Annotated in this window: 23 protein-coding genes and 1 pseudogene; 9 read left to right on the top strand and 15 right to left on the bottom strand. The window is 39.5% G+C overall.

The genetic code is table 11. The annotated features are described in order from the left end of the window. From tmk to yceD, 10 genes are all read right to left on the bottom strand, one after another. Window positions 1-627: a dTMP kinase gene (gene tmk, locus QT16_RS18720; protein ID WP_002962371.1), complete on the bottom strand. Its 627-nt coding sequence runs from the start codon at window positions 625-627 to the stop codon at window positions 1-3. Window positions 628-633: 6 nt separating this feature from the next. Continuing rightward, on the bottom strand, window positions 634-1620 hold the full coding sequence (mltG, locus tag QT16_RS18725) for an endolytic transglycosylase MltG (protein ID WP_039490045.1): 987 nt from the start codon (window positions 1618-1620) through the stop codon (window positions 634-636). After that, window positions 1614-2429 (bottom strand): aminodeoxychorismate lyase, encoded by an 816-nt coding sequence (pabC, locus tag QT16_RS18730; RefSeq protein WP_082007370.1) that lies wholly within the window; start codon window positions 2427-2429, stop codon window positions 1614-1616. Before pabC ends, mltG begins: the two co-directional genes overlap by 7 nt. Window positions 2430-2488: 59 nt before the next feature. Further along, window positions 2489-3727, bottom strand: coding sequence for a beta-ketoacyl-ACP synthase II (gene fabF, locus QT16_RS18735; protein WP_002962376.1), 1239 nt, complete (start codon window positions 3725-3727; stop codon window positions 2489-2491). 216 nt (window positions 3728-3943) lie between these two features. Next, window positions 3944-4180, bottom strand: coding sequence for an acyl carrier protein (gene acpP, locus QT16_RS18740; protein WP_002962377.1), 237 nt, complete (start codon window positions 4178-4180; stop codon window positions 3944-3946). Between the two features lie 250 nt (window positions 4181-4430). Beyond that, window positions 4431-5177, bottom strand: coding sequence for a 3-oxoacyl-ACP reductase FabG (gene fabG, locus QT16_RS18745; RefSeq protein ID WP_039490048.1), 747 nt, complete (start codon window positions 5175-5177; stop codon window positions 4431-4433). An 11-nt stretch (window positions 5178-5188) separates the two neighbouring features. Beyond that, complete coding sequence (gene fabD, locus QT16_RS18750) at window positions 5189-6115, bottom strand: ACP S-malonyltransferase (protein ID WP_039490050.1); 927 nt, start codon at window positions 6113-6115, stop codon at window positions 5189-5191. A 52-nt stretch (window positions 6116-6167) separates the two neighbouring features. Further along, a complete protein-coding gene (plsX, locus tag QT16_RS18755; RefSeq protein ID WP_002962380.1) occupies window positions 6168-7208 on the bottom strand; it encodes a phosphate acyltransferase PlsX in 1041 nt (346 codons plus the stop codon). A gap of 12 nt (window positions 7209-7220) precedes the next feature. Next, on the bottom strand, window positions 7221-7391 hold the full coding sequence (rpmF, locus tag QT16_RS18760; RefSeq protein ID WP_002962381.1) for a 50S ribosomal protein L32: 171 nt from the start codon (window positions 7389-7391) through the stop codon (window positions 7221-7223). A gap of 9 nt (window positions 7392-7400) precedes the next feature. After that, window positions 7401-7925, bottom strand: coding sequence for a 23S rRNA accumulation protein YceD (yceD, locus tag QT16_RS18765; protein WP_007375269.1), 525 nt, complete (start codon window positions 7923-7925; stop codon window positions 7401-7403). A 131-nt stretch (window positions 7926-8056) separates the two neighbouring features. Between yceD and QT16_RS18770 the strand changes: the two genes are divergently transcribed. Then, window positions 8057-8656, top strand: coding sequence for a Maf family protein (locus QT16_RS18770; protein ID WP_039490053.1), 600 nt, complete (start codon window positions 8057-8059; stop codon window positions 8654-8656). A 9-nt stretch (window positions 8657-8665) separates the two neighbouring features. Here QT16_RS18770 and QT16_RS18775 read toward each other — a convergent pair whose 3' ends face one another. The 3 genes and pseudogenes from QT16_RS18775 to rluC form a co-directional block, all read right to left on the bottom strand. Beyond that, the gene (locus QT16_RS18775; RefSeq protein ID WP_082007371.1) at window positions 8666-8878 is read right to left on the bottom strand and encodes an HAD family hydrolase; all 213 of its coding nucleotides are present in this window, start codon (window positions 8876-8878) and stop codon (window positions 8666-8668) included. Window positions 8879-9180: 302 nt separating this feature from the next. Further along, window positions 9181-9594: pseudogene (locus QT16_RS18780) on the bottom strand (HAD hydrolase-like protein); the annotation flags it as partial. Beyond that, window positions 9591-10550: a 23S rRNA pseudouridine(955/2504/2580) synthase RluC gene (rluC, locus tag QT16_RS18785; protein ID WP_002962392.1), complete on the bottom strand. Its 960-nt coding sequence runs from the start codon at window positions 10548-10550 to the stop codon at window positions 9591-9593. The gene rluC and the pseudogene QT16_RS18780, both read right to left, overlap by 4 nt. Before the next feature lie 772 nt (window positions 10551-11322). On the opposite strand from rluC, the gene rne reads away from it, so the two are divergent. Then, a complete protein-coding gene (gene rne, locus QT16_RS18790) occupies window positions 11323-14544 on the top strand; it encodes a ribonuclease E (RefSeq protein WP_039490054.1) in 3222 nt (1073 codons plus the stop codon). Between the two features lie 344 nt (window positions 14545-14888). On the opposite strand, the gene yejK is transcribed toward rne, so the two are convergent. Next, the gene (gene yejK, locus QT16_RS18795) at window positions 14889-15905 is read right to left on the bottom strand and encodes a nucleoid-associated protein YejK (RefSeq protein WP_002961473.1); all 1017 of its coding nucleotides are present in this window, start codon (window positions 15903-15905) and stop codon (window positions 14889-14891) included. Between the two features lie 62 nt (window positions 15906-15967). Here yejK and QT16_RS18800 point away from each other — a divergent pair, with 62 nt between their 5' ends. The 7 genes from QT16_RS18800 (at window position 15968) to QT16_RS18830 (ending at window position 22353) form a co-directional block, all read left to right on the top strand. Then, window positions 15968-16180 (top strand): YejL family protein, encoded by a 213-nt coding sequence (locus QT16_RS18800; RefSeq protein ID WP_002961475.1) that lies wholly within the window; start codon window positions 15968-15970, stop codon window positions 16178-16180. 5 nt (window positions 16181-16185) lie between these two features. After that, window positions 16186-17682, top strand: coding sequence for a DUF3413 domain-containing protein (locus QT16_RS18805; RefSeq protein WP_039490056.1), 1497 nt, complete (start codon window positions 16186-16188; stop codon window positions 17680-17682). Window positions 17683-17768: 86 nt separating this feature from the next. Continuing rightward, on the top strand, window positions 17769-18248 hold the full coding sequence (locus QT16_RS18810) for a DUF4124 domain-containing protein (RefSeq protein ID WP_039490058.1): 480 nt from the start codon (window positions 17769-17771) through the stop codon (window positions 18246-18248). Window positions 18249-18351: 103 nt separating this feature from the next. Further along, on the top strand, window positions 18352-20070 hold the full coding sequence (aceK, locus tag QT16_RS18815) for a bifunctional isocitrate dehydrogenase kinase/phosphatase (protein WP_039490060.1): 1719 nt from the start codon (window positions 18352-18354) through the stop codon (window positions 20068-20070). 19 nt (window positions 20071-20089) lie between these two features. Next, window positions 20090-21028 (top strand): LysR family transcriptional regulator, encoded by a 939-nt coding sequence (locus tag QT16_RS18820; RefSeq protein ID WP_002961484.1) that lies wholly within the window; start codon window positions 20090-20092, stop codon window positions 21026-21028. 177 nt (window positions 21029-21205) lie between these two features. After that, a complete protein-coding gene (locus tag QT16_RS18825) occupies window positions 21206-21649 on the top strand; it encodes a ferritin-like domain-containing protein (protein ID WP_002961486.1) in 444 nt (147 codons plus the stop codon). A gap of 311 nt (window positions 21650-21960) precedes the next feature. After that, window positions 21961-22353, top strand: coding sequence for an ExbD/TolR family protein (locus tag QT16_RS18830; protein WP_039490063.1), 393 nt, complete (start codon window positions 21961-21963; stop codon window positions 22351-22353). Window positions 22354-22599: 246 nt separating this feature from the next. Here the strand turns inward: QT16_RS18830 and QT16_RS18835 are convergent, their stop codons facing one another. Beyond that, entirely contained in the window at window positions 22600-25635 is a 3036-nt protein-coding gene (locus QT16_RS18835; protein ID WP_039490065.1) for a TonB-dependent receptor plug domain-containing protein, read from the bottom strand. Between the last annotated feature and the right edge of the window lie 4 nt (window positions 25636-25639).

Genomic DNA, 25639 nt, shown 5'->3' on the forward strand with positions numbered 1-25639 from the left:
TTATTTTAGGCCTTCAAAAAATGAATGCAGTACATTGGTAATATCGCGATGTACTTTATCAATACTTTGGTTTGCATCAACGGTTTTAATTGTGTTGTCGTCATTAGCAAGTTCAACATAACGCATACGTGTACGCTGAAAAAACTCAATGGCTTCTTGTTCAATACGGTCAAGCTCGCCACGCCCTTTTGCACGTTCAAGGCCTATCACTGGGTCAATATCAAGGTAAATAGTTAAATCTGGCTTTAAGCCTTTTAACACCATTGACGAAAGTGAAGCTAATGTATTTGAGCTAATGCCACGCCCGCCACCTTGATACGCCTGAGACGATAAATCATGACGATCGGCAAGTACCCATTGGCCTTTATCAAGCGCTGGGGTAATAACATTGTGCATTAGCTGCGAGCGAGCTGCATACATAATAAGCAACTCGGTTTCAAAGGCAATCTCTTCTTCGTGCTCTGCTTTTACAAGCGTACGAAGCGATTCAGCCAGTGGTGTTCCGCCAGGTTCGCGGACGTTAATGAAGTCTATTTTTTGTTTGTTTAAAAAGTCTTGGCATAACGAAATAGCGGTTGATTTACCCGCGCCTTCTAGCCCTTCTATTACTATAAATTTTGGTTTCATAAAATATTAATTCTTTTTATTTAATATATACGTTTTAACTGCTGCGTTATGCTGTTTTAACGTGGTTGAAAATTGGTGGCTACCATCGCCTTTTGATACAAAGTAAACATATTCACTTTGCGGCGGATTAACTGCAGCTAAAATAGCGGCTTTTGATGGCATTGCAATCGGTGTTGGCGGTAAACCATTAATGCGATACGTATTGTAAGGCGTATAATCGCGTAAATCTTTACGTTTAATATCACCATCAAAATCAGCGCCTAGCCCGTATATTACGGTTGGATCGGTTTGCAGGCGCATATTGGTGTTTAATCGATTAACAAACGCTGATGCAATTAACGGACGTTCGCTGGCAAGGCCTGTTTCTTTTTCAATAATTGAAGCCATTATTAGTGCTTCGTATGCTGTTTTATAGGGTAGATTAGCGGCGCGCTGCTGCCAAGCATCATCTAATGTTTGCTGCATTTTTTGTGCTGCACGTTTTAATACACTGCTTGCAGTATCGTTATTATGATAATGGTAAGTGTCGGGGAATAACCAGCCTTCTAAGTGCGTGTCATTACCCAGTATTTGTGTACTTAGTTCATCACTTTTTAAATCGTTTTGTAAATTATCGGCTTTTTTAATAGCACTTAGTACTTCACGTAAGTTTTGACCTTCAATTATGGTAAAACTAAAACTAATTTGCTGACCTTGGTTAATTTTTTTTACGTTATTAATAACGCTATCGGCTGTTAGCTCGTAAAGTCCCGCTTTTAAGTCGGTAAGTGTGGGATCTAATTTTGCAATTACCTGATAACGCCAACAACTTTCTACCCAGTTATTAGCTTGCCATTGTTGGCATAATTTATTAAAGCCAGTGCCATGCTTAACTTCAAATTGTGTGTTTTGTGCTACCTTTAACGGGCTATTTATTGTTGCTTGTAATTGCTGGTAACCAACAGCAGTGGTTATAACAGCTAAAAAAAGTACCGATAAAATAACTCTTAACACTCAGCCTCCTTGGCTAATAATTTAGTTAGTAATGCGTGGCTGTCGTCTGTATTAAATACCTGTTGCTCAATACGTTTTACAGGTACTGCTCCCATTAAGCTATTACACACAAATACGGCGTCTGCTTGGGTTAAGTCTTCTACTTTCACGCGTTTAAATTCAACAGGCAATTTATCACATAACGATTGCAGATAAACGCCCTTTATTCCGCACTCATCAAGCAATGGCGTAAACACACACTTATTTTTAATCGCAAAAATATTAGCTGCTGAAGCTTCAATTACATTGTTATTGTAATCAAGCACTAACACATCGTCGCAGTTTTGCGTTTGCATTGCTTTTTTAACTAGTACTTGCTCTAGCCGGTTTAGTGTTTTAAGGCCCGCCAAATAAGGCTGTGCTGCTAATTTAATTGGGCTTATTTCGAGATTTACACCCTTTTTAACAAGCGCTTCGTAATTACTAGGGTAATCTAATATGCTCAATAAAATAGTAATATTACACTCACTTGGCAGCCCATAACCACGTCCGCCTTCGCCTCGCGTTACAAGTATTTTAAGTACGTTGAGTGATGCTGCTTTTATTTGCAAAGCAATTTGATTTTCAAGGCTATTAAAATCTAGCTCAGGAAAACCTAGGCGCTGTGCGCATTCAATCAAACGCGCTTTATGATGAGCCCAATACTGTACTTGCCCATTAACAACTTTAGCCGTTGTAAAAAAGCCGTCACCGTAATTTAAGCCTCTGTCACGCGTGCTTAAAGTGCTGTTTTGATCTACTGCTATTATTGTTTGCATTTTATTTGGCATATAAAAAAAGCCCAGTTAAACAACTGAGCTCTTATAATTTGATTCGTTGTTAAAAAAGATTATACCTTTTTAAATAGCAACGAGCCATTAGTACCACCAAAACCGAACGAGTTACACAGAGCAAAGTCTAACTTTGCATCACGTGCAGTGTGAGCAATATAATCTAAGTCACACCCTTCGTCTGGGTTATCAAGGTTGATAGTTGGCGACACTTTTTGATCTGTCAGTGATAAAATCGAAATAATCGATTCAACCGAGCCTGCAGCACCTAACAAGTGACCCATCATCGATTTAGACGAGCCTACCATTACATCTTTAGCTGCGTTACCAAAAATAGACTTAACAGCGGCAGTTTCTGCTTTATCGCCTGCATTTGTAGATGTACCGTGTGCGTTAATGTAACCAATTTGCTCAGCGTTTACTTGCGCATCATTTAGTGCGTTTTGCATTGCAAGTGCAGCACCTGCACCATCTTCTGGTGGTGATGTCATGTGGTACGCATCGCCGCTCATACCAAAGCCTACAAGCTCAGCATAAATTTTAGCGCCACGCGCTTTAGCATGTTCGTACTCTTCAACTACAACAACACCTGCACCGTCAGAAAGCACAAAGCCATCGCGGTCTTTATCCCAAGGGCGAGAAGCCGCTTGTGGATCGTCATTGCGGGTTGAAAGTGCACGTGCAGCATTAAAGCCACCCATACCAATAGGCGTACAGGCTTTTTCTGCACCGCCAGCAACCATTGCATCTGCATCACCGTAGGCAATCATGCGCGCGGCATGGCCAATATTATGCAAACCAGTAGTACAGGCTGTTACAATTGAAATATTTGGACCACGAAGTCCATGCATCATTGATAAGTGACCTGAGATCATATTAATAATGGTAGACGGCACATAAAATGGCGATAACTTGCGCGGACCACTATTTAATAGCTTAATGTGGTTTTCTTCGATAAGCGTTAAGCCACCAATACCAGAGCCCACAGCTACACCTATACGTGTTGCGTTTTGCTCAGTAATTTCAAGGCCTGAATCTTTAAAGGCTTGAACACCCGCTGCAATGCCGTACTGAATAAACAAGTCCATTTTTTTAGTATCTTTCGCTGACATGTATGCAGTTGCATCAAAGTCATTTATTAAACCAGCGAATTTAGTACCAAATTTTGATGTATCAAAGTGGGTTATTGTTTGAATGCCACTTTTGCCATCTAATAAGCCTTGCCAGGTTGATTGAACATCATTACCTAGCGGCGTCAACATTCCTAAGCCAGTTACGACGACTCGACGTTTAGCCACGGTTTGCCTCCAATAAGGGATATTTTACAAGGGGATGATCATACCCAAGCTACCTCAAAGTGCTAGTCCCAAAATAGATTAAAAACGCATAACACAATCAAAATTAATTTTTAGCTAAAATTGAGCATTGAGGCTTAAGTTTTGAATCACGAACTTTGAGGTGGTTTGGATATAAAAAATTAAAGGCAGCGGATGCTGCCTTTAACGTGCGATTAATTACTCAGCGTGTGCTGTTACGTAATCGATAGCAGTTTGTACTGTAGTGATCTTCTCAGCTTCTTCATCTGGGATCTCAGTATCAAACTCTTCTTCAAGAGCCATTACTAGTTCAACAGTATCAAGAGAATCTGCACCTAGGTCATCTACGAAAGAAGATTCATTTTTAACTTCTTCTTCTTTAACACCTAGTTGTTCAATGATAATTTTCTTTACGCGTTCTTGGATATCGCTCATTCTTCTTTCCTTTATTAAAAACGCCGATGCGTTATTTTCAGATTGCCGCGTAGTTTACGCGGCATAATTCTCTGATTCAATGATTTGACCATAAATAATTGTCTGGTCAAACCTCTGAGTGTGTGTTTTGTCTTTTATCGCTTATTTTCGCAGCGATTTCAAGTATGTTTAAAGCAAGTTCACAAATAATTCAATGTTTTTGAGGTAACTTACTTAACTTTATTAGGTAACAATGTGGGTACAATGGTTATTAAACCATGTACATCGCGCCATTTACATGCAAAGTTTCACCTGATACGTACGCAGCCGCGTCAGATGCTAAATAACATACCGCAGCTGCAATTTCGTCTGGTTGGCCTAAACGCCCTGCTGGAACATTTGCAAGTGTTGCTGCTTTTTGCTCGTCAGTTAAATCATCAGTCATATCAGTTTGAATAAAACCAGGTGCTACTACGTTTACTGTAATACCACGTGATGCCACTTCGCGTGCAAGTGACTTAGAAAAACCAATTACGCCTGCTTTAGCCGCTGCATAGTTAGCTTGCCCTGCATTACCCATAGTGCCCACTACTGAGCCAATATTGATAATACGACCTTTCTTTTTCTTCATCATTGGACGAAGTACTGCTTTAGATAAACGGAAAATCGAGCTTAAGTTAGTGTCGATTATATCGTCCCACTCAGTCTCTTTCATACGCATTAATAGGTTGTCACGTGTGATACCTGCGTTATTAACAAGTACGTCAATATCGCCAAAATCAGCTTTTATTGCGGCAAGTGACGCTTCAATAGATGCAGGATCCGTTACGTTTAATGCATAACCTTTACCATTGTCACCTAAGTACTCGCTGATTTTAGCAGCGCCTGACTCGCTTGTAGCAGTACCTGCAACTTTTGCACCTTGCGCAACTAATGTTGTTGCAATTGCTTTACCAATACCACGGCTAGCGCCAGTAATTAGGACAATTTTGCCCTCTAAAGAAAATAAATTAGACATTTTATATACTCTTATTTAGCTGCAGCGATTGAAGCGGCATCGTTTACTGAGCCACAAACCATTGCTTTATCAATTCGTTTCGCAAGCCCTGTTAATACTTTACCAGGACCAAATTCGTAGCTTTGCGTTACATCTTGTGCAACCAAGGCTTGTACTGTTTCTGTCCAGCGAACTGGGCTGTATAGTTGACGTACTAGTGCATCTTTAATTGCATCAGCGGTCGATTCAGCTTTTACATCAACATTATTAATTACATCACACTTAGGTGTATTAAATGTTAAAGCGGCTAAGTCTACCGCTAGCTTATCAGCTGCTGGCTTCATTAGTTCACAATGTGAAGGTACGCTAACCGAAAGTGGTAATGCGCGTTTAGCACCAGCATCTTTACATGCTTGTGATGCTCTATCTACTGCCGCTTTATGCCCTGCAATAACAACTTGACCAGGAGAATTGTAGTTAACTGGAGATACAACCTCACCTTGCGCTGAGGCAGCACATGCCGCTTTTATTTCTTCATCGCCTAAGCCAATAATCGCAGCCATTGAACCTACGCCTGCAGGTACAGCTTCTTGCATGTATAAACCACGGTTTTCAACAAGCTTAACAGCTTCGCTCAAGCTTAGTACGTCGCTACATACTAGTGCTGAATATTCACCTAAGCTGTGACCGGCCATAACAACGTCTGCATCTGGGTTTGCTGCAAGCCAATCACGGTAAATAGCAACACTTGCAGTTAATAATGCAGGTTGTGTACGATGAGTTTGATTTAATTTTTCTTCTGGGCCATTAAGAACTAGCTCTGCTAAGTCGTAACCCAGTGCATCTGATGCTTCTGCAAATGTTGCTTTAACAATGTCAGAACTCTCTAGTAGCTCTTGTAACATACCAACGCTTTGCGAGCCTTGACCTGGGAATAGAAGTGCAATTTTTTGTGCCATACTTTGCTCTTTTTAATTAAACAAATAAATAATGAAATACACGGCACATCAATTATTGATTAACCGCCGTGTCTTTAGAATGTGTTTTTTCGAAAATAGCGGCTATTTTATCAGGAAGTTGACGTTCAACCTCTTTTACCGCTTCATCAATTGCTGCTTGAAATGCTTTAGCTGACGCATTTCCGTGACTTTTAACGACAATACCGCGCAATCCTACCAGAGAAGCACCGTTATACTGGTCGGGGTTCACCCTTTTATAGAGTTTTTTTATTATTGGACGCAATATAAACGCCATACATTTATACAAAAGGTGCTTTTCGAGCGCAGCTGTAAACTTATTCATAATAAGCTTGGCAATGCCTTCGCATGTTTTAAGCGCCACGTTACCCACAAACCCTTCGCATACAATAACATCAGCCTTGCCAGAAAAAATATCACTTCCTTCGCTGTAACCAATGTAATTAATATGTGGGCTTTGCTGCATTAATTGTGCAGCCTGTTTAATATCATCGTGGCCTTTAATGTCCTCAGCGCCAATATTTAATAAGCTAACGCGAGGGTTATCGCAGCCAAGTGCTTGGCCAGCAACTACAGAGCCCATAATCCCAAACTGATACAGCATTTGCGCATCGCAGTGCACATTAGCACCTAAGTCGAGTAAATATACTGGGTTTTGGCTTTCTGTAGGAACAGATGAAATGAGTGCGGCACGTTTAACACCTGGCAGCATTTTTAATACGTAGTGAGCCATAAAAAATAAAGCGCCGGTATTACCTGAGCTAACACACGCTTGTGCTTCGCCCGATTTAACTAAATCAAGGGCAACACGCATAGATGAATCTTTTTTCGAACGTACTGCAATTGCAGGTTCGCAGGCGTTAGTGACTATTTCACTACAGTGACGAATTATGAGTCTTGGATGAGATAAAGAATCGAGGGATTCGAGTTCTTTAGATATAACGTCTTCATTGCCACATAAAATGAGACTTAAATTGGCATGAGCGTTTACCGCATGAACGGCAGCAGGAATAGATGAACGGGGGCCGTAATCGCCCCCCATCATATCTAACGCTATGGTTAGATCTTTCAGCATATAAGTAATCTCTTATTTAGAAATTACTTGAACGCCTTTGTAGTAACCATCTGCAGTCACATGGTGACGACGATGAGTCTCACCAGATGTTTGATCTACAGTTAAAGTTGGACCACTGATCGCATCGTGTGAACGGCGCATGCCGCGTCTTGCACGAGACTTTTTGCTTTTTTGTACAGCCATAGTCTTCTCCTAAGAATCTTTCTTAAGTTGTTTCAAAATATCAAATGGATTAGGTTTATCATCTTCCGCCTTTAATACACCAAAGCTGGCAGGCTTTGCTGAATAACTGCATGAAGCTTCGTTGTGGGTAGCCACTAATGGAATTGCTAAAATTAGTTCGTCTTCAATTAAATCAAAAACGTTAACTTCACCATTTTCATCAAGTGCTACTTCGTCGTAGTCTTCAGGAAAAATATCTAACTCTGTATCTTCACCTACTGGTGAATATGCAAAGTCTTGAACCAAATCCAACCCTAAATCACCATTACAACGTTGACAAATGACAGTAACATGTGTGGACAAATTGCCTCTAATCACAGCGAAACCTTGATCATCGTTTTTGCAATGTATTTTTACCGCTATTTCACCTACTTCTTCCTGCACAACTTTCTCTAAACGAGTAAGTTTTTCAAGCGGTACAATTCCGTCATACTTTAAACGGTGCTGCGCTGCTTTGCCTGGATGAAGAGTGATGGGAATTTTCACCTTTTGCATAGGGGCTGCATCATATAGATAGTTAGTTTGTTAGTCAAAGTAAAAAACCATTTTTACTTGGTTTTTAACGTGTTTTACTCTCGGATCTGATTTATCCTAACTCAATCTGAATTATCGTAGGAAAACAGTCCATGAAGCTTCCACTCATTTTAGCGTCAAGCTCGCCTTTTAGGCAGTCTTTATTACAAAAATTTAATTTACCCTTTGATACGTTTTCACCCGACGTTGACGAATCAGCACTTGAATGCGAAACACCTACTGAACTGGTTAAGCGTTTAAGTGAGTTAAAAGCCTCAGCAGCTAATAAACACTTTAAAAAAGGGTTAGCAATTGGATCAGACCAAGTCGCTGTGTTTAACAATCAAATTTTAGGTAAACCGCACAATAAACAAAATGCTCTAAAACAACTAAATTTATTTAGCGGTAATACTGTAACATTTTTAACTGGGCTTTGTGTTTACGATATTGTAACTGGAACAAAAAAAACCTGCGTAGAACCTTTTAATGTGACGTTTAAAACCCTAAGTGATGCACAAATTTGTGCTTATTGCGACGCAGAGCAGCCTTATAACTGTGCTGGCAGCTTTAAAAGTGAAGGATTGGGTATCTGTTTATTTGAAAAACTAAGCGGAGACGATCCTAATAGCTTAATTGGATTACCATTAATTAAACTCAGCCAATTACTGGCTGAGTTTGGTATTGATGTGCTTACCGCTCAAAGCAAGCTCTAGTTAAATAAATTAGCCAAGCAAAACCTGTTGCAATTGCAGATAATTATCTACCGTTGCAACAGGGCTAAGCTTATTTAGCTGCTGTGCGTTATGTACACCCATTGTTACGCCAATTCTATCCATGCCTGCAGCTTTTGCAATTGTCATGTCTATTTGGGTATCACCAATCATTACAGCGTCTTGAGCGCTTATGCCAAGTTCTTCAAGTAATTGATACAGCATATCCGCAGACGGCTTAGACAGTCCGTCGTCGCTAGGGCCTGTTTATCTTTCGAGGTTAAATTTGCAGCAGACTGTTTGGTATTTAGGCAAGGCAGAGCCTATGTAGTGTGGTTATTCCCCATAAATAGGCGATAACGCAGCATAAATGCCAAACATGCGCTGCCCGAAGGGTTCTGCCTAGGGGCGATTTACTCTTTGTTGCTCGGTTTTTACTTAGCCCACTAGGTTACAAACCTCACGCCGCGATTAAATCGCCCCTAGATTGAGCAAATTTTAATCCTGAAAGGTCAACAGGCCCTAATACGTGTTGCACTAAAAAAATGTCTAAGTTGGCTTTGATCAAGCAAACGCTCTAATCCATCTCGACCTTTACCTGTTGCAACCGCTAAAACAATGCCCTGCTCTTTTAAGGCACCTAAAACGCTGACAACATTATCAAATACAGGAGTTGGCGTGGTATCAACACTATATTGGTGTTTATACCCCTTAATTAGCGCTTGATGCTGCGCGGCATTATTGGGAAATAAAACATCAATTGCTTTTTCAAGCGACATACCAATAATGTTTTTAATGGCTTCGTCACTTGGTGACACTAAATTAAGTGACTCAGCACTACTACGAATACAGTTAACTATTTTAGTGACTGAATCCATAACGGTGCCATCCCAATCAAAAATGACGAGCTTATATTTTTTAATCGGCGTCACTGCAATCACTGTTTTGCGTCTCGTAATTTTAGTAATGTATTTTTAAGCGTTTTATCAAGGGGCGCTTCAATACGCATCGTTGTTTCGTTTTTAGGATGATAAAAACTTAAATCATGTGCATGTAAAAATAATCGGTTTAACCCAACTTTACGCATAGATTCATCAAACCCCTGGTCACCGTATTTATCATCGCACGCGATAGGATGACCTTTACATTGGGTATGAACACGAATTTGGTGCGTACGTCCTGTAACAGGCGATGCTTGTACAAGTGAGCAATCGTTAAAACGTTCAAGTACTTTAAAACGCGTATGCGAAGGCTTGCCCTCAGTGTTATCGACACGTACTACGCGTTCACCCGATTTAAGTGTGTTTTTACGTAGCCCTTCAGTAACGTTTTTAGTTTTAGAGTCCCACTGCCCTTCTACAAGTGCCCAGTAATTTTTTTCCATGGTTTTTTCACGAAGCTGTTCATGCAATGCTGTTAACACCGAACGGCGCTTTGCTATAAGTAAACAGCCCGAAGTATCACGGTCAAGCCTATGTACTAGCTCAAGGCTGCGCTCTTCTGGGCGAAGCGCGCGCAGCGCTTCAATTAAACCATAACTTAAACCACTGCCACCATGAACAGCCATACCTGAAGGTTTATTTATGACGATAAGGTATTTATCTTCAAATAAAATATCGTTTTCTAGGCGAGTTACTTTGTCTAACTTTGATGGTACAAACTCTTCACGCTCAGCAACTCTGATAGGTGCAATACGCAGTACGTCGTCAAGCTGTAGTTTATATACAGGCTTAATACGCTTTTTATTAACGCGTACCTCACCTTTGCGCAAAAGTTTATAAATAGCGCTTTTAGGCACCCCTTTTAAATGGGTAATAAGAAAGTTATCAATACGCTGACCTAAATGGTCTTCATTGATCGTGACATAAGTTACTTGTAAGTCGTTTTTTTCTGACATTGCCTAATCACTAATTTAAGTAAAATAATTTAGTTGCTAACACTGTAATAATAGTGGGATAATCAGCAGCGCAAATATTTAGTATTTGCAAATAACAACGGTGCTTTTTAACACATTAAAACATTCGTGATGCACATTCTGGGTAGCCGATCATACAGATCCGAGTTAAGTTTTCCAAAGCTTTTATGCCTCCTCAGTTAACACGTGCGATCAATTAACGGCAATGCGCGTAATATATTGCTGGTTAAGTTTGAACATGAAGCGATTTTTAATGTGCTAGAGAAAGCAATGAACAGATAATTTGTCTGATAGTGACGACGTAAAAAACGTCGTTCAGCACTAGCTCAATTATTGTAGTACCGTACAGCAGCTTATTTAGAATTAAAAAAATCTAATAAATAAGCGTTCATTAACATCGGCAGCGATTTTTGCTCTTAAAACGGATATTAGCGATACATCAGTATGTATTGCTCACCAACTTAATGAGCCCTACGCGCCTAATATGAATGATATTTAGTAAGATTAATATGACAGGCCGACTTCTGGGTAAAACTTGTAAACGTAGCTGAAAAGCCGACAGTTTTAGCACCATTAAGAATTTAATAGCGGTAATAATCGCTATTGTTTGCCAGCATTTAAAATACTGCATACGAGATACAGAGCCGTTCCGTTAAAGACCCAGTCGTGAGGCTGCACATTCTAAAAATAGGGACAACTGAACAGGCGAGAAAAACATCGTCATGTCAGCGACATAAATAAGTAGAGTAACAATATGAAACGTATGCTAATCAATGCAACGCAGCAAGAAGAAATGCGCGTAGCACTGGTTGATGGCCAGCGCCTTTATGATTTAGATATCGAAAGCCCAGGTCACGAACAGAAAAAAGCCAATATTTATAAAGGCAAAATCACTCGCATTGAACCATCTCTTGAAGCAGCATTTGTTGATTACGGTGCTGACCGCCATGGTTTCCTTCCTTTAAAAGAAATTGCACGTACTTACTTCCCTGCAGGTTACACTTTTCATGGTCGCCCTAACATTCGCGACGTAATAAAAGAAGGTCAAGAAGTAATAGTACAAGTTGATAAAGAAGAACGCGGCCAAAAAGGCGCAGCGTTAACTACTTTTATCAGTGTTGCTGGTAGCTATTTAGTTCTTATGCCTAATAACCCTCGTGCTGGCGGTATTTCTCGTCGTATTGAAGGTGATGAGCGAACTGAACTTAAAGAAGCATTAGGTCGTTTAGAACTACCTAAAGGTATGGGCTTAATTGTTCGTACAGCGGGTGTTGGTAAATCATTTGAAGAACTTAACTACGATTTAAAAGCACTATTAGTACATTGGGATGCAATTAAACAAGCAGCCGATAGTGCTAAAGCACCTTTTTTGATTCACCAAGAAAGCAACGTGATTTTCCGCGCAATACGCGATTATTTACGTCGTGACATTGGCGAAATTTTAATTGATAAACCACGTGTTTTTGAAGAAGCTAAAGCGCACATTGAGCGTTTTCGTCCTGACTTTATGAGCCGTGTTAAGCTTTATCAAGGTGACACTCCTTTATTTACACATTACCAAATTGAAAGCCAAATTGAGTCTGCATTCCAGCGTGAAGTACGTCTTCCTTCTGGTGGTTCAATTGTAATTGACCCTACTGAAGCACTGACATCTATTGATATCAACTCGTCTAAGGCAACTAAAGGCGGCGATATTGAAGAGACAGCACTTAATACAAACTTAGAAGCGGCCGATGAAATTGCACGTCAATTACGTCTTCGTGACCTAGGTGGTTTAATTGTAATCGACTTTATCGATATGACTCCTCCACGCCATCAACGTGAAGTAGAGAATCGTTTAAAAGATGCAGCGCGCCCAGACCGTGCTCGCGTTCAAATTGGTAAAATCTCACGCTTTGGTTTACTTGAAATGTCGCGCCAGCGTTTGCGTCCTTCATTAGGTGAAGCAAGCCAAGGCCCATGTCCACGTTGTAGTGGCCAAGGTACTATTCGTTCAAACGAATCAATAGCACTTTCAATTCTTCGCTTAATTGAAGAAGAAGCAATTAAAGACAATACAGCACAAGTAAATGCACAAGTGCCTGTTGCTGTCGCCGCTTATTTATTAAATGAGCAACGTCGTAGTGTTCATCGCATTGAAAAACATCATAAATGTGACGTAGTGATTATTCCAAATCAACATATGGAAACACCACATTATGAAGTTATGCGCTTGCGTAAAGACGAAACACTTGAAACTGTAAGTTACGGACAAGTTGTTGCACCGGAGCCTGAAGTATTCGAGATGTCAAAATCTCCTAGTGCGCCAGTCCGTGAAGAGCCGATGCTAAAAGGCGTGGTAATGCCTTCTACTCCTGCTCCACAAGCAGCGCCAGCTAAAGCCGTAGAACCTGCTGCGGTAGCACAAACTAAAACTGAAGGTGGCTTACTAGCTGCTATTGGTAATTGGTTTAAGTCGTTATTTGCAAGTGAATCTGAAGAAGAGAAAAAAGAAGCTGTAGAAAAAGAGCAGCAAGAAACGCGCAATAATGCGCGTCGTGGTAACGATAATCGTCGTCGTAATAACAATCAACGTCGTCGTAATAATAACCCACGCACTAACAAGCCGCGCAATGAGCGTCCAGCCGCTGAAGAGGAAGCTAAAACTGACTCAGCAGCAAGCACCGAGACTCAAGAGAGAAGCGAGAACCGCAACAAGCGCCGTCGTAATCCTAACTCTCGTAAGCGCCCAGAGCATAAAAACCAAGAAAAAGATCAAGTTAAAACTGAAGCCCCTGCAAAGGCGGAAGTAGAAACTGATTCTAAGCCAGCACAAGCTGCAGAGCCTAAAGAGCAGAAGCCTAAAGTTCGCCGTCAACGTCGTAACATACGTAAAAAAGTACGTCTGCAAGATGAAAAAGCTGAGCAAGCTAACTCAACAGAGCAAGCACCTGAGCAAACGGCTGTAACTGAAACTTCACAAGTTCAAGAGCAAGCTCCTGCTGTAGAAAAGCAAAAGCAAGCTCCGGCAGAAAAAACAGCTCACATTAAAGAAGAGAAAGTTGATGTTGTTGATTCTAACGATGAAACAGCAACTACTGAAGACGAACAAGAGCAAACACGTACACGTTCACGTCGTTCTCCTCGTCATCTTCGTGCATCTGGTCAACGTCGTCGTCGCCCTGAAGGTGAAGCAGAAGTTAAATCTGATGAAGCCCCTGCATTCATTCCAGTTGCTGATCAAGCTGCTGCAGAATACGAAGCAGAACTTAAAGCTAAATCAGAAGAAACACCGGTAGATGCGTCGCAACAAGTTGAGCAAGCCGTTGCGGTTGAAGACTTAGCAAAAGTTGAAGCTGTAGAAGAGCCAGTAAAAGCTAAAGAACCGGCTAAAGTTGAAACGCCAGTAGCCACTGAAGAACCTACTAAAGTTGAAGCGCCAGTAGCAACTGAAGAGCCTGCTAAAGCTGAAACGCCAGTAGCAACTGAAGAGCCTGCTAAAGTTGAAACACCAGTAGCAACTGAAGAGCCAGCTAAAGTTGAAACACCAGTAGCCACTGAAGAGCCTGCTAAAGTTGAAACACCAGTAGCCACTGAAGAGCCTGCTAAAGTTGAAACACCAGTAGCAACTGAAGAGCCTGCTAAAGTTGAAACACCAGCAGCAACTGAAGAGCCTGCTAAAGCTGAAACGCCAGTAGCCACTGAAGAACCTACTAAAGTTGAAACGCCAGTAGCCACTGAAGAGCCTGCTAAAGTTGAAGCAAAAGTGAAAACTGAAAAATCAACACCGCATGTTAAAACAGCAGTTACTCAAGGGTCAGCAAGTGCGCCAATGGCACAACCTACTCCTGTAGCTGATAGCGAAGTGAAACATACTTCTGTAGCAATGGCTCACGATAAACGTGAACTAGTTCCAGACAGTGGTTTACGTGCAGGTTCAATCAAACCTGCTGGTCGTGCAAGCTCTGCAATGACTAAAACAATGAGTGTTGATTAATAACTAACATTCATTTAAAAGCCCCGCTATTTAATAAATAGCGGGGCTTTTTTGTTTATATGATTTGAATAATTATTAAAGTTTCTTCACGCCCACAATAAGCGATTTATTCACAAAGAGGTAAAGAGACGCTGCGCTTTTAGAGGTAGTAATAAGTCTAAGTCTTGCTAACTTTAAAAAGCCCCGCTAGTAAACCATCGCTTGTGTTTCTCATTTACTCCTCTTTCACTTCTCTATGTGAAATAAATATTTAAGGTTTTTCCGATGCAACGAATTTATATACCGATACAAAAAAGCGCGATATAAATACCGCGCTCTTAAATCAGCTTTTTAACTTGTGAAATTTACTCGCTTTCACTTTCCATAAAACGTTGTAACTGATCTTTTAAGTTTGGTGGAATACCTTTAATTACAAGCGTGTCAGTTGCCTCGTTGTAAGTTACGCGCTCACCTAAGTGCTTACGTTCAAAGCTTACACTCACACCACCTCCAAGACCTGAGAACTTAACCATGCTGGTTACGGTTTTTTTATCAACAGGGAAAGTTTCTTCTAAATCGTAACTTTGCTCTTTACAAAAACTATCAAACGGGCTGTCATCGCCTTTTGTAAGCGTTGCAGATAGCTCGCTTACGCTTGCATCTTCACCAGTTGTCACACAGTCATTACAGTAGTCAAAAACTTGTTTACGTAAATCGTCTTTTTCTGATTTATCAAATTGTTGCTCAGATAAATAATCCTCTACTGCGCTAAGCATTACTTGGCTTTGCTGTTTTGAATCAATACCCTCTTCACAACCTAAAAAGTCTAAGAAAAAGTCAGCAACTTTACGTCCAGCTCGCCCTTTGATAAATGAAATATAACGGTTGTCGTCAGCTTGTGTATCCCACGCTGTTAAATCGATACGAGCAGCAAGTTGCATGCGTGATATGTCTAAATGACGAGAAGCGGCTAAATCAAGCTCTGAGGTCATAGAATAATGCTCTTTGATGTTAATCATCGCAATTAGCATGTAATCAGTTGCAACGTACTGGTAATGACAAAATACTAAATAGCCTGTTTCACTAAATGCATATTTATCAAGCTCTTCTTTTAAAACCGTTGAGGCTTGCTCGGTCATATGCCAAAAGCCTAACTCATCATTACGGTAACTTTGCATTGCAGATGCTACAACACTGTTTTTGTCACCACTGAAAGCACAATAACCTTTACCAGGTTTACCATTGTATGCATGATGTAATTGTTCGATAAAAACGGCTACTTTATCGTTAATTACCATCTCATCATTTCGAAGGTGAATTTGCGTATCGTCGTCTTTTTTGTCTACATAGTGAACGACTAATTTTTTAACGTCTGTTGTCATCTTTGTTTTTCACGCCTCTAGTGTTAAAATACGAGAATATAACTATTTTATTGAACCAACTAATGCCAATCTTATCAAAATACTCTAATGAAGAAGTAGAACAAATCGTCGATCAGCTTATTGATGTGCTAACTAAACACAATGCGCCGGTTGATTTAAGTCTTATGTGTTTAGGAAATTCTATCACGCATATCTTAAAAGAGCATGTACCAACAGGGAAAAGACAAGCCGTAACCGAGAACTTTGCAAAAGCGCTCGCGCAGTCGGTTAAGTAAAATTTATGAATTTATCGCAGCACAATCAATTTTCATCAAAAGCGAGTCAGCTGCTAAGTTGGGGGCATTGGTTTACCTTTGCCAATATCGGCTTAGCCCTGCTTATTAGCTTAAGCTATTTATTTGCAGACTCGCCACCTACAAGCTTTTTAGGCATTACCTATATGCTAGTTACTTGGCTAAGCCACACTAGTTTTATAGCCTTTTTAGCGTTTGTGCTGACGGTATTTCCGCTTAGTTTAATATTCCCCTACCCACGACACATTCGTGGCATGGCCGCTGTTATAGCCACTGTAGGCGCATCATTGCTTACTCTTGATGCTTATGTGTATGTTAATTTAGGTTATCACCTAAGTATATCTGCCTTACCTGAAATCATTTCATTGTTGTGGCATCGTTTAACAAGCTCTCCTGCTTTAACAACCATTTTAGCCAGTGGTATTGTTGTTGTTATTTTAGGCTTTCAGCTACTTGTTAGTAATTACTCATGGCACCACCTTGAGCGTTTAAAGCAATATAAATTTGCACGTTACGCAATTTCTTTTTTAATCGTGTGTTTTTCGCTTAGCCACAGTATTCATATTTGGGCTGACGCCAATTTAAACTTTGACGTAACAAAACAAGATAATGTTTTGCCACTTTCATACCCTACTACCGCTAAAAGCTTGTTAGCTAAAAATGATCTGCTAGATATAGAAAGCTACGAGCAAGCACACAACGTAAAAATTAATAACCAAAATATTAGTTATCAAATGCCAAGCCCGCTTGAAAAATGCGAGGACTACACACAAGCCAATGTAGATATATTTGTATTTGAAACCCAGCAACAACTCGAAAAGTTTGTTGCCGAGAATAAAAACATGCACAAAACAGAGCAGTTTTTACAGCCAACAAATCATGACGATACGTTATTTAGCTTAGTGTATGGTTTACCTGCTTTTTATAAAGCAGCAATTTTAACCGAGCAGACACTCCCAGTTTGGCAAAGTCAGCGCCGTAGTATTGAAGTAACTGGCATTGAAGAACTAAGCTTTATTAATGATCAAGCACATAGCTCTAGTGCTATTCGAGTAATTAAAGCGAGTGATACCCCTACTGTTCGAGATGATGAAACACAGGTTTTTGCTTTTAGTCTTGCCAATAACAAGCAAGAAGTAGTAACCACCTCAACTTTATACAGCTCTGACAAACGTATTTCTAAAGTAGATGGGCTAATTCAACCTAGCGATTTAATTGCAACAAGCGTTGGGCAATATTTAAATTGCAAAGCTATTGCCAAGCAAACAATGCTAGGCGTTAATCTATACAAGAAAAAAGACGATATGGGCGTGAACTACTCTCAGGGTGTTGTTATAGCCTATAAAAAAGATAGGATTACCTTAATAGATTCAGATGGTAACTTTAAAAACATTTCCGCCGCTGAAGGTTTTTCTATTGAACAAGGTTTAGATATACCATTTTTAGTACAGAGTATTAAAAAGCTCAAAACCTTTACCCAATAACAGTTATCCTAACCTAGCTTGATATACCACCAAGCTAGGTTATAGTTTTATATTGTTGTTAGATATAAAAACCAAGGATGACATGTATGTTTAAAACTTCTCGTTATATTCTCCATTCTAGCTTTTTACTTATCAGTTTTTTTAGCTTTAGCGATACCACTTACTACAAATGTGTAACAGAAAAAGGCTCTGTCTTTTCTCAACTCCCCTGTGACGACGAAGCAACGACTTATAAAGTTAACACAACGGGTAATCAGTATTCTGGTCCTAAGGTTGACTACACTAAACAACTAAACGAACTTGAGCGTGAAAGGCTTCTGTCTGCCTTACAGGCAGAGCTTCGCAGTAATAACCATAAACTAACAATACTTGATCGTAATAAAGAGCGTGCTGAATACAAACAACAAGAGCGGTTAAATCATATCTTAGCCATTGATGATAAAAAGCGTATTACTAAAGACATTACTAAAAAACTAAAAATAATTAATAAAACATATAAGAAAAACGTATCGGCTGTGACTAAACAAATTAAAACTCTCGAAAAAAAGATAGCTCAATTCCAATAAGTTACTCTTAGTTAGTAAATAACATTTATCTTGGTTTTAAACTTAAAATAACATACCCTTAACACAATAGAGTATAAACTCTAGGGACTTTTAAGGAGTGCGAATGCAACCTCGCCATATTGCTGAATTAATTTTAACGGGTTTTAAAAGGCACTATCAGTTATTTCAAAAAACAACAGCCAAAGCCCCTCTTGCCTTTGCAAAAAAAGATTGGCAAACAATTAATGATATCAGCCGTTTGCGTATCAGCTATTATGATGATCGTGTTAACGAAACCACGCAAGCGCTAAAAAAAGAAACCCCAACCGAACAACTCGATGAAAGCCTATGGCTTGAAGTTAAAAAGGTATATCAGCATTTTTTATGTTTTCATCCCCAAGCAGAGCTCGCCGAAACTTTTTATAACTCTGTATTTTGCCGGCTGTACCATAGGCGCTATTTTCATAATGACTTTATATTTGTAGAAGCAACCTTAAAAGATGCTCCTTCAGTGCCTGTAGAGGCAGAATATAGAACATACTTTCCTGTAGTTGATGGCCTAAAACCAACAATAAAACGCATTATTAGTCATTTTGATTTTAAAGCCCCATTTGTAAATTTAGAGCGTGATATCCGCCTCCTTGTTAAAGCTTTTTATAAACAAGCCCCCGATACACATCACCAACCTTGGCAAATGCGCTTTGATATTTTACACACGCCTTTTTATCGTAATAAAGCAGCCTATATTGTTGGTCGTGTTGTTTCAAAAAGTGGGGTTCAGCCCTTTATAATCGCTGTATTACACGATGAAGATAACGGATTATATTTAGATGCACTTTTAACTAAGTCATCTCAAATGCGTGTTATTTTTGGCTTTGCCCGCGCCTACTTTATGGTAGAGACTCACGCACCTTCAGCACTTGTTCGGTTTTTGAATCAACTTATGCCAAACAAAACACTTGCTGAGCTCTATAACGCAGTGGGTTTTCATAAGCAGGGTAAAACTGAGTTTTACCGAGAGTTTTTAAATCATTTATCTCACTCTAGTGATGAGTTTACAATTGCACCGGGGACTCCCGGTATGGTGATGATGGTATTTACCCTTCCCTCATTTGGTTATGTTTTTAAAGTAATAAAAGACAAATTTGGTGAAAGTAAGCCCTTTGGCCGTGATACCGTATTAAAGCGCTATCAACTAGTAAAAAACCATGATCGCGTTGGCAGAATGGCCGATACCATAGAGTATTCTAACGTCGTATTTCCTTTAGCGCGTTTTGATAGTAATTTACTTGCGCAATTACATAAAACAATTGGCTCATCAATGGTAATTGAGGGCGATTGGTTGATCATCAAGCATTTGTATATTGAACGGCGCATGACACCTCTTAACTTGTTTTTAGAAAATGCTGATGAAGAAAGTGTCGCCGACGCGATTGAAGAATACGGGCAAGCTCTAAAAGAAATGATTGCTGTTAATATATTCCCTGGTGATATGCTCTTAAAAAACTTTGGTGTAAGTAAGCACAAACGTATTATTTTTTACGATTACGATGAAGTTCAATATCTAACCGATATGAACTTTAGAGCATTACCAAAAGCAAAGAGCTATGACGACTATTTAATGGATGAACAAAGTTACTCTGTTGCACCACAGGACGTATTTCCTGAGCAACTTTGTACATTTGTAATGCCAAACCCTATGTATAAAAAGTTTTTACTCAGTACTCATCCAGAGCTTATAGATGTTAGCTTTTGGAAGCAGGCACAACAAAATATAAAAAATGGTCAGGTAAGTCATATTTACCCATACCCGACAGCACAGCGCTTTATTCACCACTGGTAAGCGCTAAAGGACACACACAATGAATATAAGTAAAATAGATTTAAATTTACTCGTTTACCTCGATACATTGCTTCGAGAATGCAACGTAACACGCGCTGCTAATCAATTGAGTATAACGCAACCTGCAATGAGTAATGGCCTTAAACGTCTTCGTAACTTATTTAACGACCCTATTTTAGTTCGTACCAGCGATGGTATGGTACCTACCGAGCGTGCTTTGGAGTTACAACCCGTTATTCGTGGCATATTAATGACGCTTGAAGAAACTCTAGCTCCTAATCGAGAATTTGAGGCAAGCCAAAGTAAGCGTGTGTTTAGAATAATGGCCAGTGATTACGCTGCAAGTACATTAGCACCAAAGCTTTTAAGTAAATTGCACGAAGAAGCCCCCGATACTACTTTAGATATACTCACACCAAGTGATGTCACCTTTCATGATGTAGAAAACGGTAAAGTAGATATGGCAATCAACCGTTTTGAAAACTTACCTCAGTCTTTTCATCATAAACGTATTTGGAAAGATAGTTTTTGCTGCTTAGTAAAAGCCGATAATCCTATAATTGAAAACTTTAGCCTCGACAGCTATTTAAAAGCGCGCCATATATGGGTAAGCAAAACAGGTTTTGGTGTAGGTGTGGGCATGGACCCTAAAGATGTGCAAAAACTTGGCTGGGTTGACGAAGCACTTGCTCACTTTGGTAAGCATCGTAATATTGCCACTTTTACGCGTAACTACCATGTAGCAATTCATTTAGCTAAAGAGAAAAATTTGATTGCGACCCTTCCTTCAAAAGCCGCAAATATATATTTAGATGATCCGGGGCTTAAAATTTTAGAGCCACCATTTCCAATTCCTCCTTTTGAGCTTGATATGATTTGGAGCCCACTGTTACATCGCGATGCGAGTCACATTTGGTTACGTCAAAAAGTAGCTGAAGTAGCTGAAGAGCTAAAATAACTTTATTACACAATATAATGTAAAAATTGCTAGGTTAATTTTCTACCTGTTAACTTAGTACCCTACTAAAACAAAATTAAACCAATAAAATCAAATGACTACATAACTATTGAAACGTGGAACATACATTGCTTTTATTAAATTGAACTATACATTCATTTAATTAAAGAGGTCATTATGAACACCCATCAAGGATCAGAAGTAAATCATATTACTGACATCATTCAAGTTATGAACAGCGGCATAGATTTTTATCAAAAAGCACAGGAAAAAGTTGAAGACCCTGCTATTGGTGCACTTTTTCAGCGTATGATTGATGCCCGAAAAGTGAGTGTTGAGCGCTTGCAGCCATATGCAATTAATGAAAAAGGCGAACGCGAAGATGGCTCATCTTTCGCAGTTGAAGCACGACGTGCGTACACAGCCCTATTGACTACTTTCACCTCACACAACGACAGCACGTATGTAAAAGAGCTTGAAGAGGTAGAAGATAAAACCCTTGAAGAAATTAAAGCAGCAATGGATAAACCGCAACCAGCTGACTGCGAAGCTGCACTGGCTAAAACATTATTAACAATGCAAAGCTGCCATGCAGAAATGAGCCGTATGCAAAAGCATTAAGCTGACATAGCGCATAACTAGAACCCAGCCTCGAGTTGGGTTTTTTATTGCCTAATGCCAATCTACATATTTTTTTAAGCAATTTAACGAATTGAATTACATTATAACGATGCTAAATAGACCCATATTTAAGCAGATCAGTATAAACACCACCTTATTTCACCACATTTTAAATACATAATTAGTACAAATATTTAATGTTATTAGAATATTTATTTAACCACGCTTTATTTTTGCTGTGCTAATTTTGTTAATAGGTACCTAAAACCTTGCTGTGGCGCCGCAGCATTTAATTAAAAATAAGGTCCAATATGAAAAAACTAACCAAACTGCAAAATAATGCTGATGTAGATATGACCCCGATGTTAGACATAGTGTTCATATTACTAATTTTCTTTATTGTAACTACATCTTTTGTAAAACCTGTGGCTATTGAATTAAACCGACCACTCGACAGCCCTCAAATAGATAAGCCTGTTAAAAATGCTTTATTTAAAATTGATGAAAGTAACGGAGTATATTTTTCTGGGAGGTTAATTGATTTAGAGCAAGTTGCGACTAATTTAGCTATGTTCGCGGCTGAATATGAAATAAGTTCGGTACTTATAACCGCAGACGAAAACAGTACACATAATACTTTAATGAATGTAATGAATAATATTAAGCAATACGATGATTATCCAATAAGTTTGATTTCTAAATAGAATCAGCCCAAGCTAAAACCAAAAAAAGGGCCTTACGGCCCTTTGAGTTAAATAACAAAAGGGAGAGTTGCTTAACCTAAATTCTGGCTAATAAATCTATCTCTAGCAGCTATTTTCAGCGTTAACTGCGTTGAATTTAATTGCAATAGGCCAGCTATTGACGCGTAAATTCGCCTTGTTTTCACTGAAAACCTCTGGCTAGAGAAATCAAAGTTTAAATATCTTAACCAGAGTTTAGGTTAGTAATTAAAAACGGTATTCTGCACCTACATAGTAGTAAGCACCGTTAAAACCAAACGGAGCCGAACGACGTGAGTAGTCAAACACACCTGAGCTACTTATTACGGTATTGCCACTAGCATCCACAATAGTACCTGAGCGAGAGTTACCTATTTCATTTTTATCTGGGTAAACATCGAACAAGTTATTTGCACCAATATTTACTGATAAGTCTTCAGTAACGAAGTAGTTAACTTTAACGTCAGTTAAAATTTCTGCGCCATACGTTTGACGACCGCCATCTTCTACTGTGTATTCACCAAAACGATTAAGTGACAGGTTAACAGTCCAATCATCACGTTGATAAAGCGCACTTAAGTTAATACGGTCCTCTGGTTGCCACTCTTCTATAATAGAGATGTCTTCAGCTGAGAATATATCTTCTACTTTTACTGTCTCAAGGCTTGAGCCAGCAGGAGAGAACAACGATACAACATCTGTTTTGGTAAAGTTAGCTGCAAGTGTAAAATCAAGCGTGCCACCTAAACCTTCAGTGTTCCACGTTGCTACAAAATCAACACCACGAGTTTCTGTATCAGCACCATTTAAGAAAAACTGCCCTACGCCAGCACCAGCACTATTTAGTGCTGCATCAAGGCTTGTAGATAACCCTTTACCTAAGCGATCACTAATTACAATACGGTCATCAATATCAATCGAGTAGTAATCAACGGTTACATTAATATTATCGGTAACGTTATACACAATACCTAAACTACGGTTTTGTGATTTTTCTTCTTTAAGTTTTGGAATACCTAAACTTTGCGCAAGTGTTGAATCATTTCTAAATGTACCAACTTCTTCTGCAACTAAATTACCATTAGTATCAACAACAAATTGTGTGCTTACGTTATTAAAGTAAAGCTGCTGCATTGAAGGCGCTCTAAATCCTGAGCTTAATGCACCACGTAATGAAATATCGTCGGTAATAGACCAGTTACCTGCAAGTTTAAAGTTTACTGTATCGCCAAAACCTTTGTAGTTATCGTAGCGAAGTGCACCAGATAAAATCACATCTTCAATTACATAAGCTTCTGCATCTACGTAAAATGAAATTACATCACGTGACTCATCCACTGAAGACGCAGGTGATGAACCACCAAAACCTTGTGAACCACCCGATGCATCTTCAGAGCCAACACCACCACTTAAACCGCTGTAAATACTTACACCATTTAATGTGTCGTAATCGCGGTACGCATATTCATTACCTTCTAAAATACGGTATTCATCAGTACGTATTTCAGCACCCATCGCTAACGAATAATCATCAAAGTTTTGCGTAAAATCAATATTGATTGTTTGCAGTGATAATTCCATGCCGTAAGCGTACGCTTCACGTGGAATAGTTGTACGAATATCAGCTGCACTTAAACCTTGGTCATAACGTAAAAAGTTAGCGTATGAGGCATTGATAGTGTCACTTGTAGTGTAATCAATGCTGTTCTCGCCATAGGTGTAAGATAAATCAAGGCTTGCATCGTTATCAAATTCAGTTTTATAACCAAAGTTGTACGAGATATCATCGATAGTTGTGTTGATTTTTGGTAAGAAACCTAGCGGAATCGTCGCATCGTTATCTTGTAGTACTGGGTTACCACCTGCATTTGCATTATGACGGAAAAATGCAGCCGACTCATTTTCACGTGTTGAGTAAGTAATAAAGCCGTAAAGCTCGCCATCACCTAACTCGTAACCGGTATTAATTGTTAAACCAAACTGCTGAGAGTCAGCATCACCAATTCTAAAGGTATCACGATCGGCTGTCAGCTCACGCGGATCACCAGCAAGTAAAGTGCCGTCACTTAGTTCTGTACAACCATAAAACTGACAAGAGCCATGTAAACCGGCACGGTTAGTCGGTGCACGGTCACGGTAATTGATAGTTGTATTTAAATAACCGTCATCACCTAGCGCAAAGCCTTTATTAAAATCAAGATTAATAGTTTCGCCATCGCCTTCAGAATATTGACCGTAGTTAATAGCCGCTTTGCCACCTTCGCTACCATCTTTAAGTACAATATTAATAACACCAGCAATTGCATCAGAACCATACTGAGCAGCAGCGCCATCACGTAATACTTCAATGCGTTTAATTGCAGAGGCTGGAATTGCATTCATGTCAGTACCTGCGGTACCACGCCCAACAGAGCCATTAATATGAATAATACTTGCTTGGTGACGACGTTTGCCGTTAATTAACACCAATGTTTGATCGGGGCCCAAACCGCGAAGTGTCGCAGGTCTTAAAGCATCAGTACCATCACTAATTGCAGAGCTTGAAAAGTTAAATGAAGGGGCGATAGACTGTAGCATACGACCAACTTCTGTTTGGCCCGTATTTTCAAGCGCTTCTGCACTTAGGATATCTACTGGAACGGGTAAATCTTCAACTGAACGTCCTGCTACACGGCTACCGACAATAGCAATTTTTTCAATTTTTTCTTGAGCGACTTCTTCTGCTGCGTTTACACCTTGCGAATTTACTGCAAGTAAAGCTGGTAATACTGCTGCACTGACCGCTGAAAGCTTCATCATGTTGTTATCATTCCTGTTGATTTGTTTGAGTTTTATACTCAGTAAACCATTTTGATCAACAACCGCATCGAGTTCAGTCCCACCTAATAATGCCTCTAGAGCATCTAGCTGAGTGTAAAATCCATAAACTGAATTTGCGTCATACTGCTTTGCCAACTCATAAGAAAACACCACGGTTTGCTCTGTTTGTTTAGCATATTCAATTAAGGCTTTGTCTGCTCGCTGCGCTTTTATATCAAATTGCACCATTTGCCCAGTGGTTTGTGTTGCTGCTTGTACACTTAAACTAAAAATAGCCGGTGCAAGCACACTAAATCCACTCAATAAATGCGTTTGGTTACTGCGCAACTTATATAAACAGCTGACAAACAAAAATCCTCTATGGGTTTGTTTCTTTTTTTTAATGTTTTTTTTACGTTCAATCTTTATTGATGCAACTTTATCTAACATTAGTTTGATTTGCATAACG

It is taken from the genome of Pseudoalteromonas distincta (assembly GCF_000814675.1).
Lineage (GTDB): Bacteria > Pseudomonadota > Gammaproteobacteria > Enterobacterales > Alteromonadaceae > Pseudoalteromonas > Pseudoalteromonas distincta.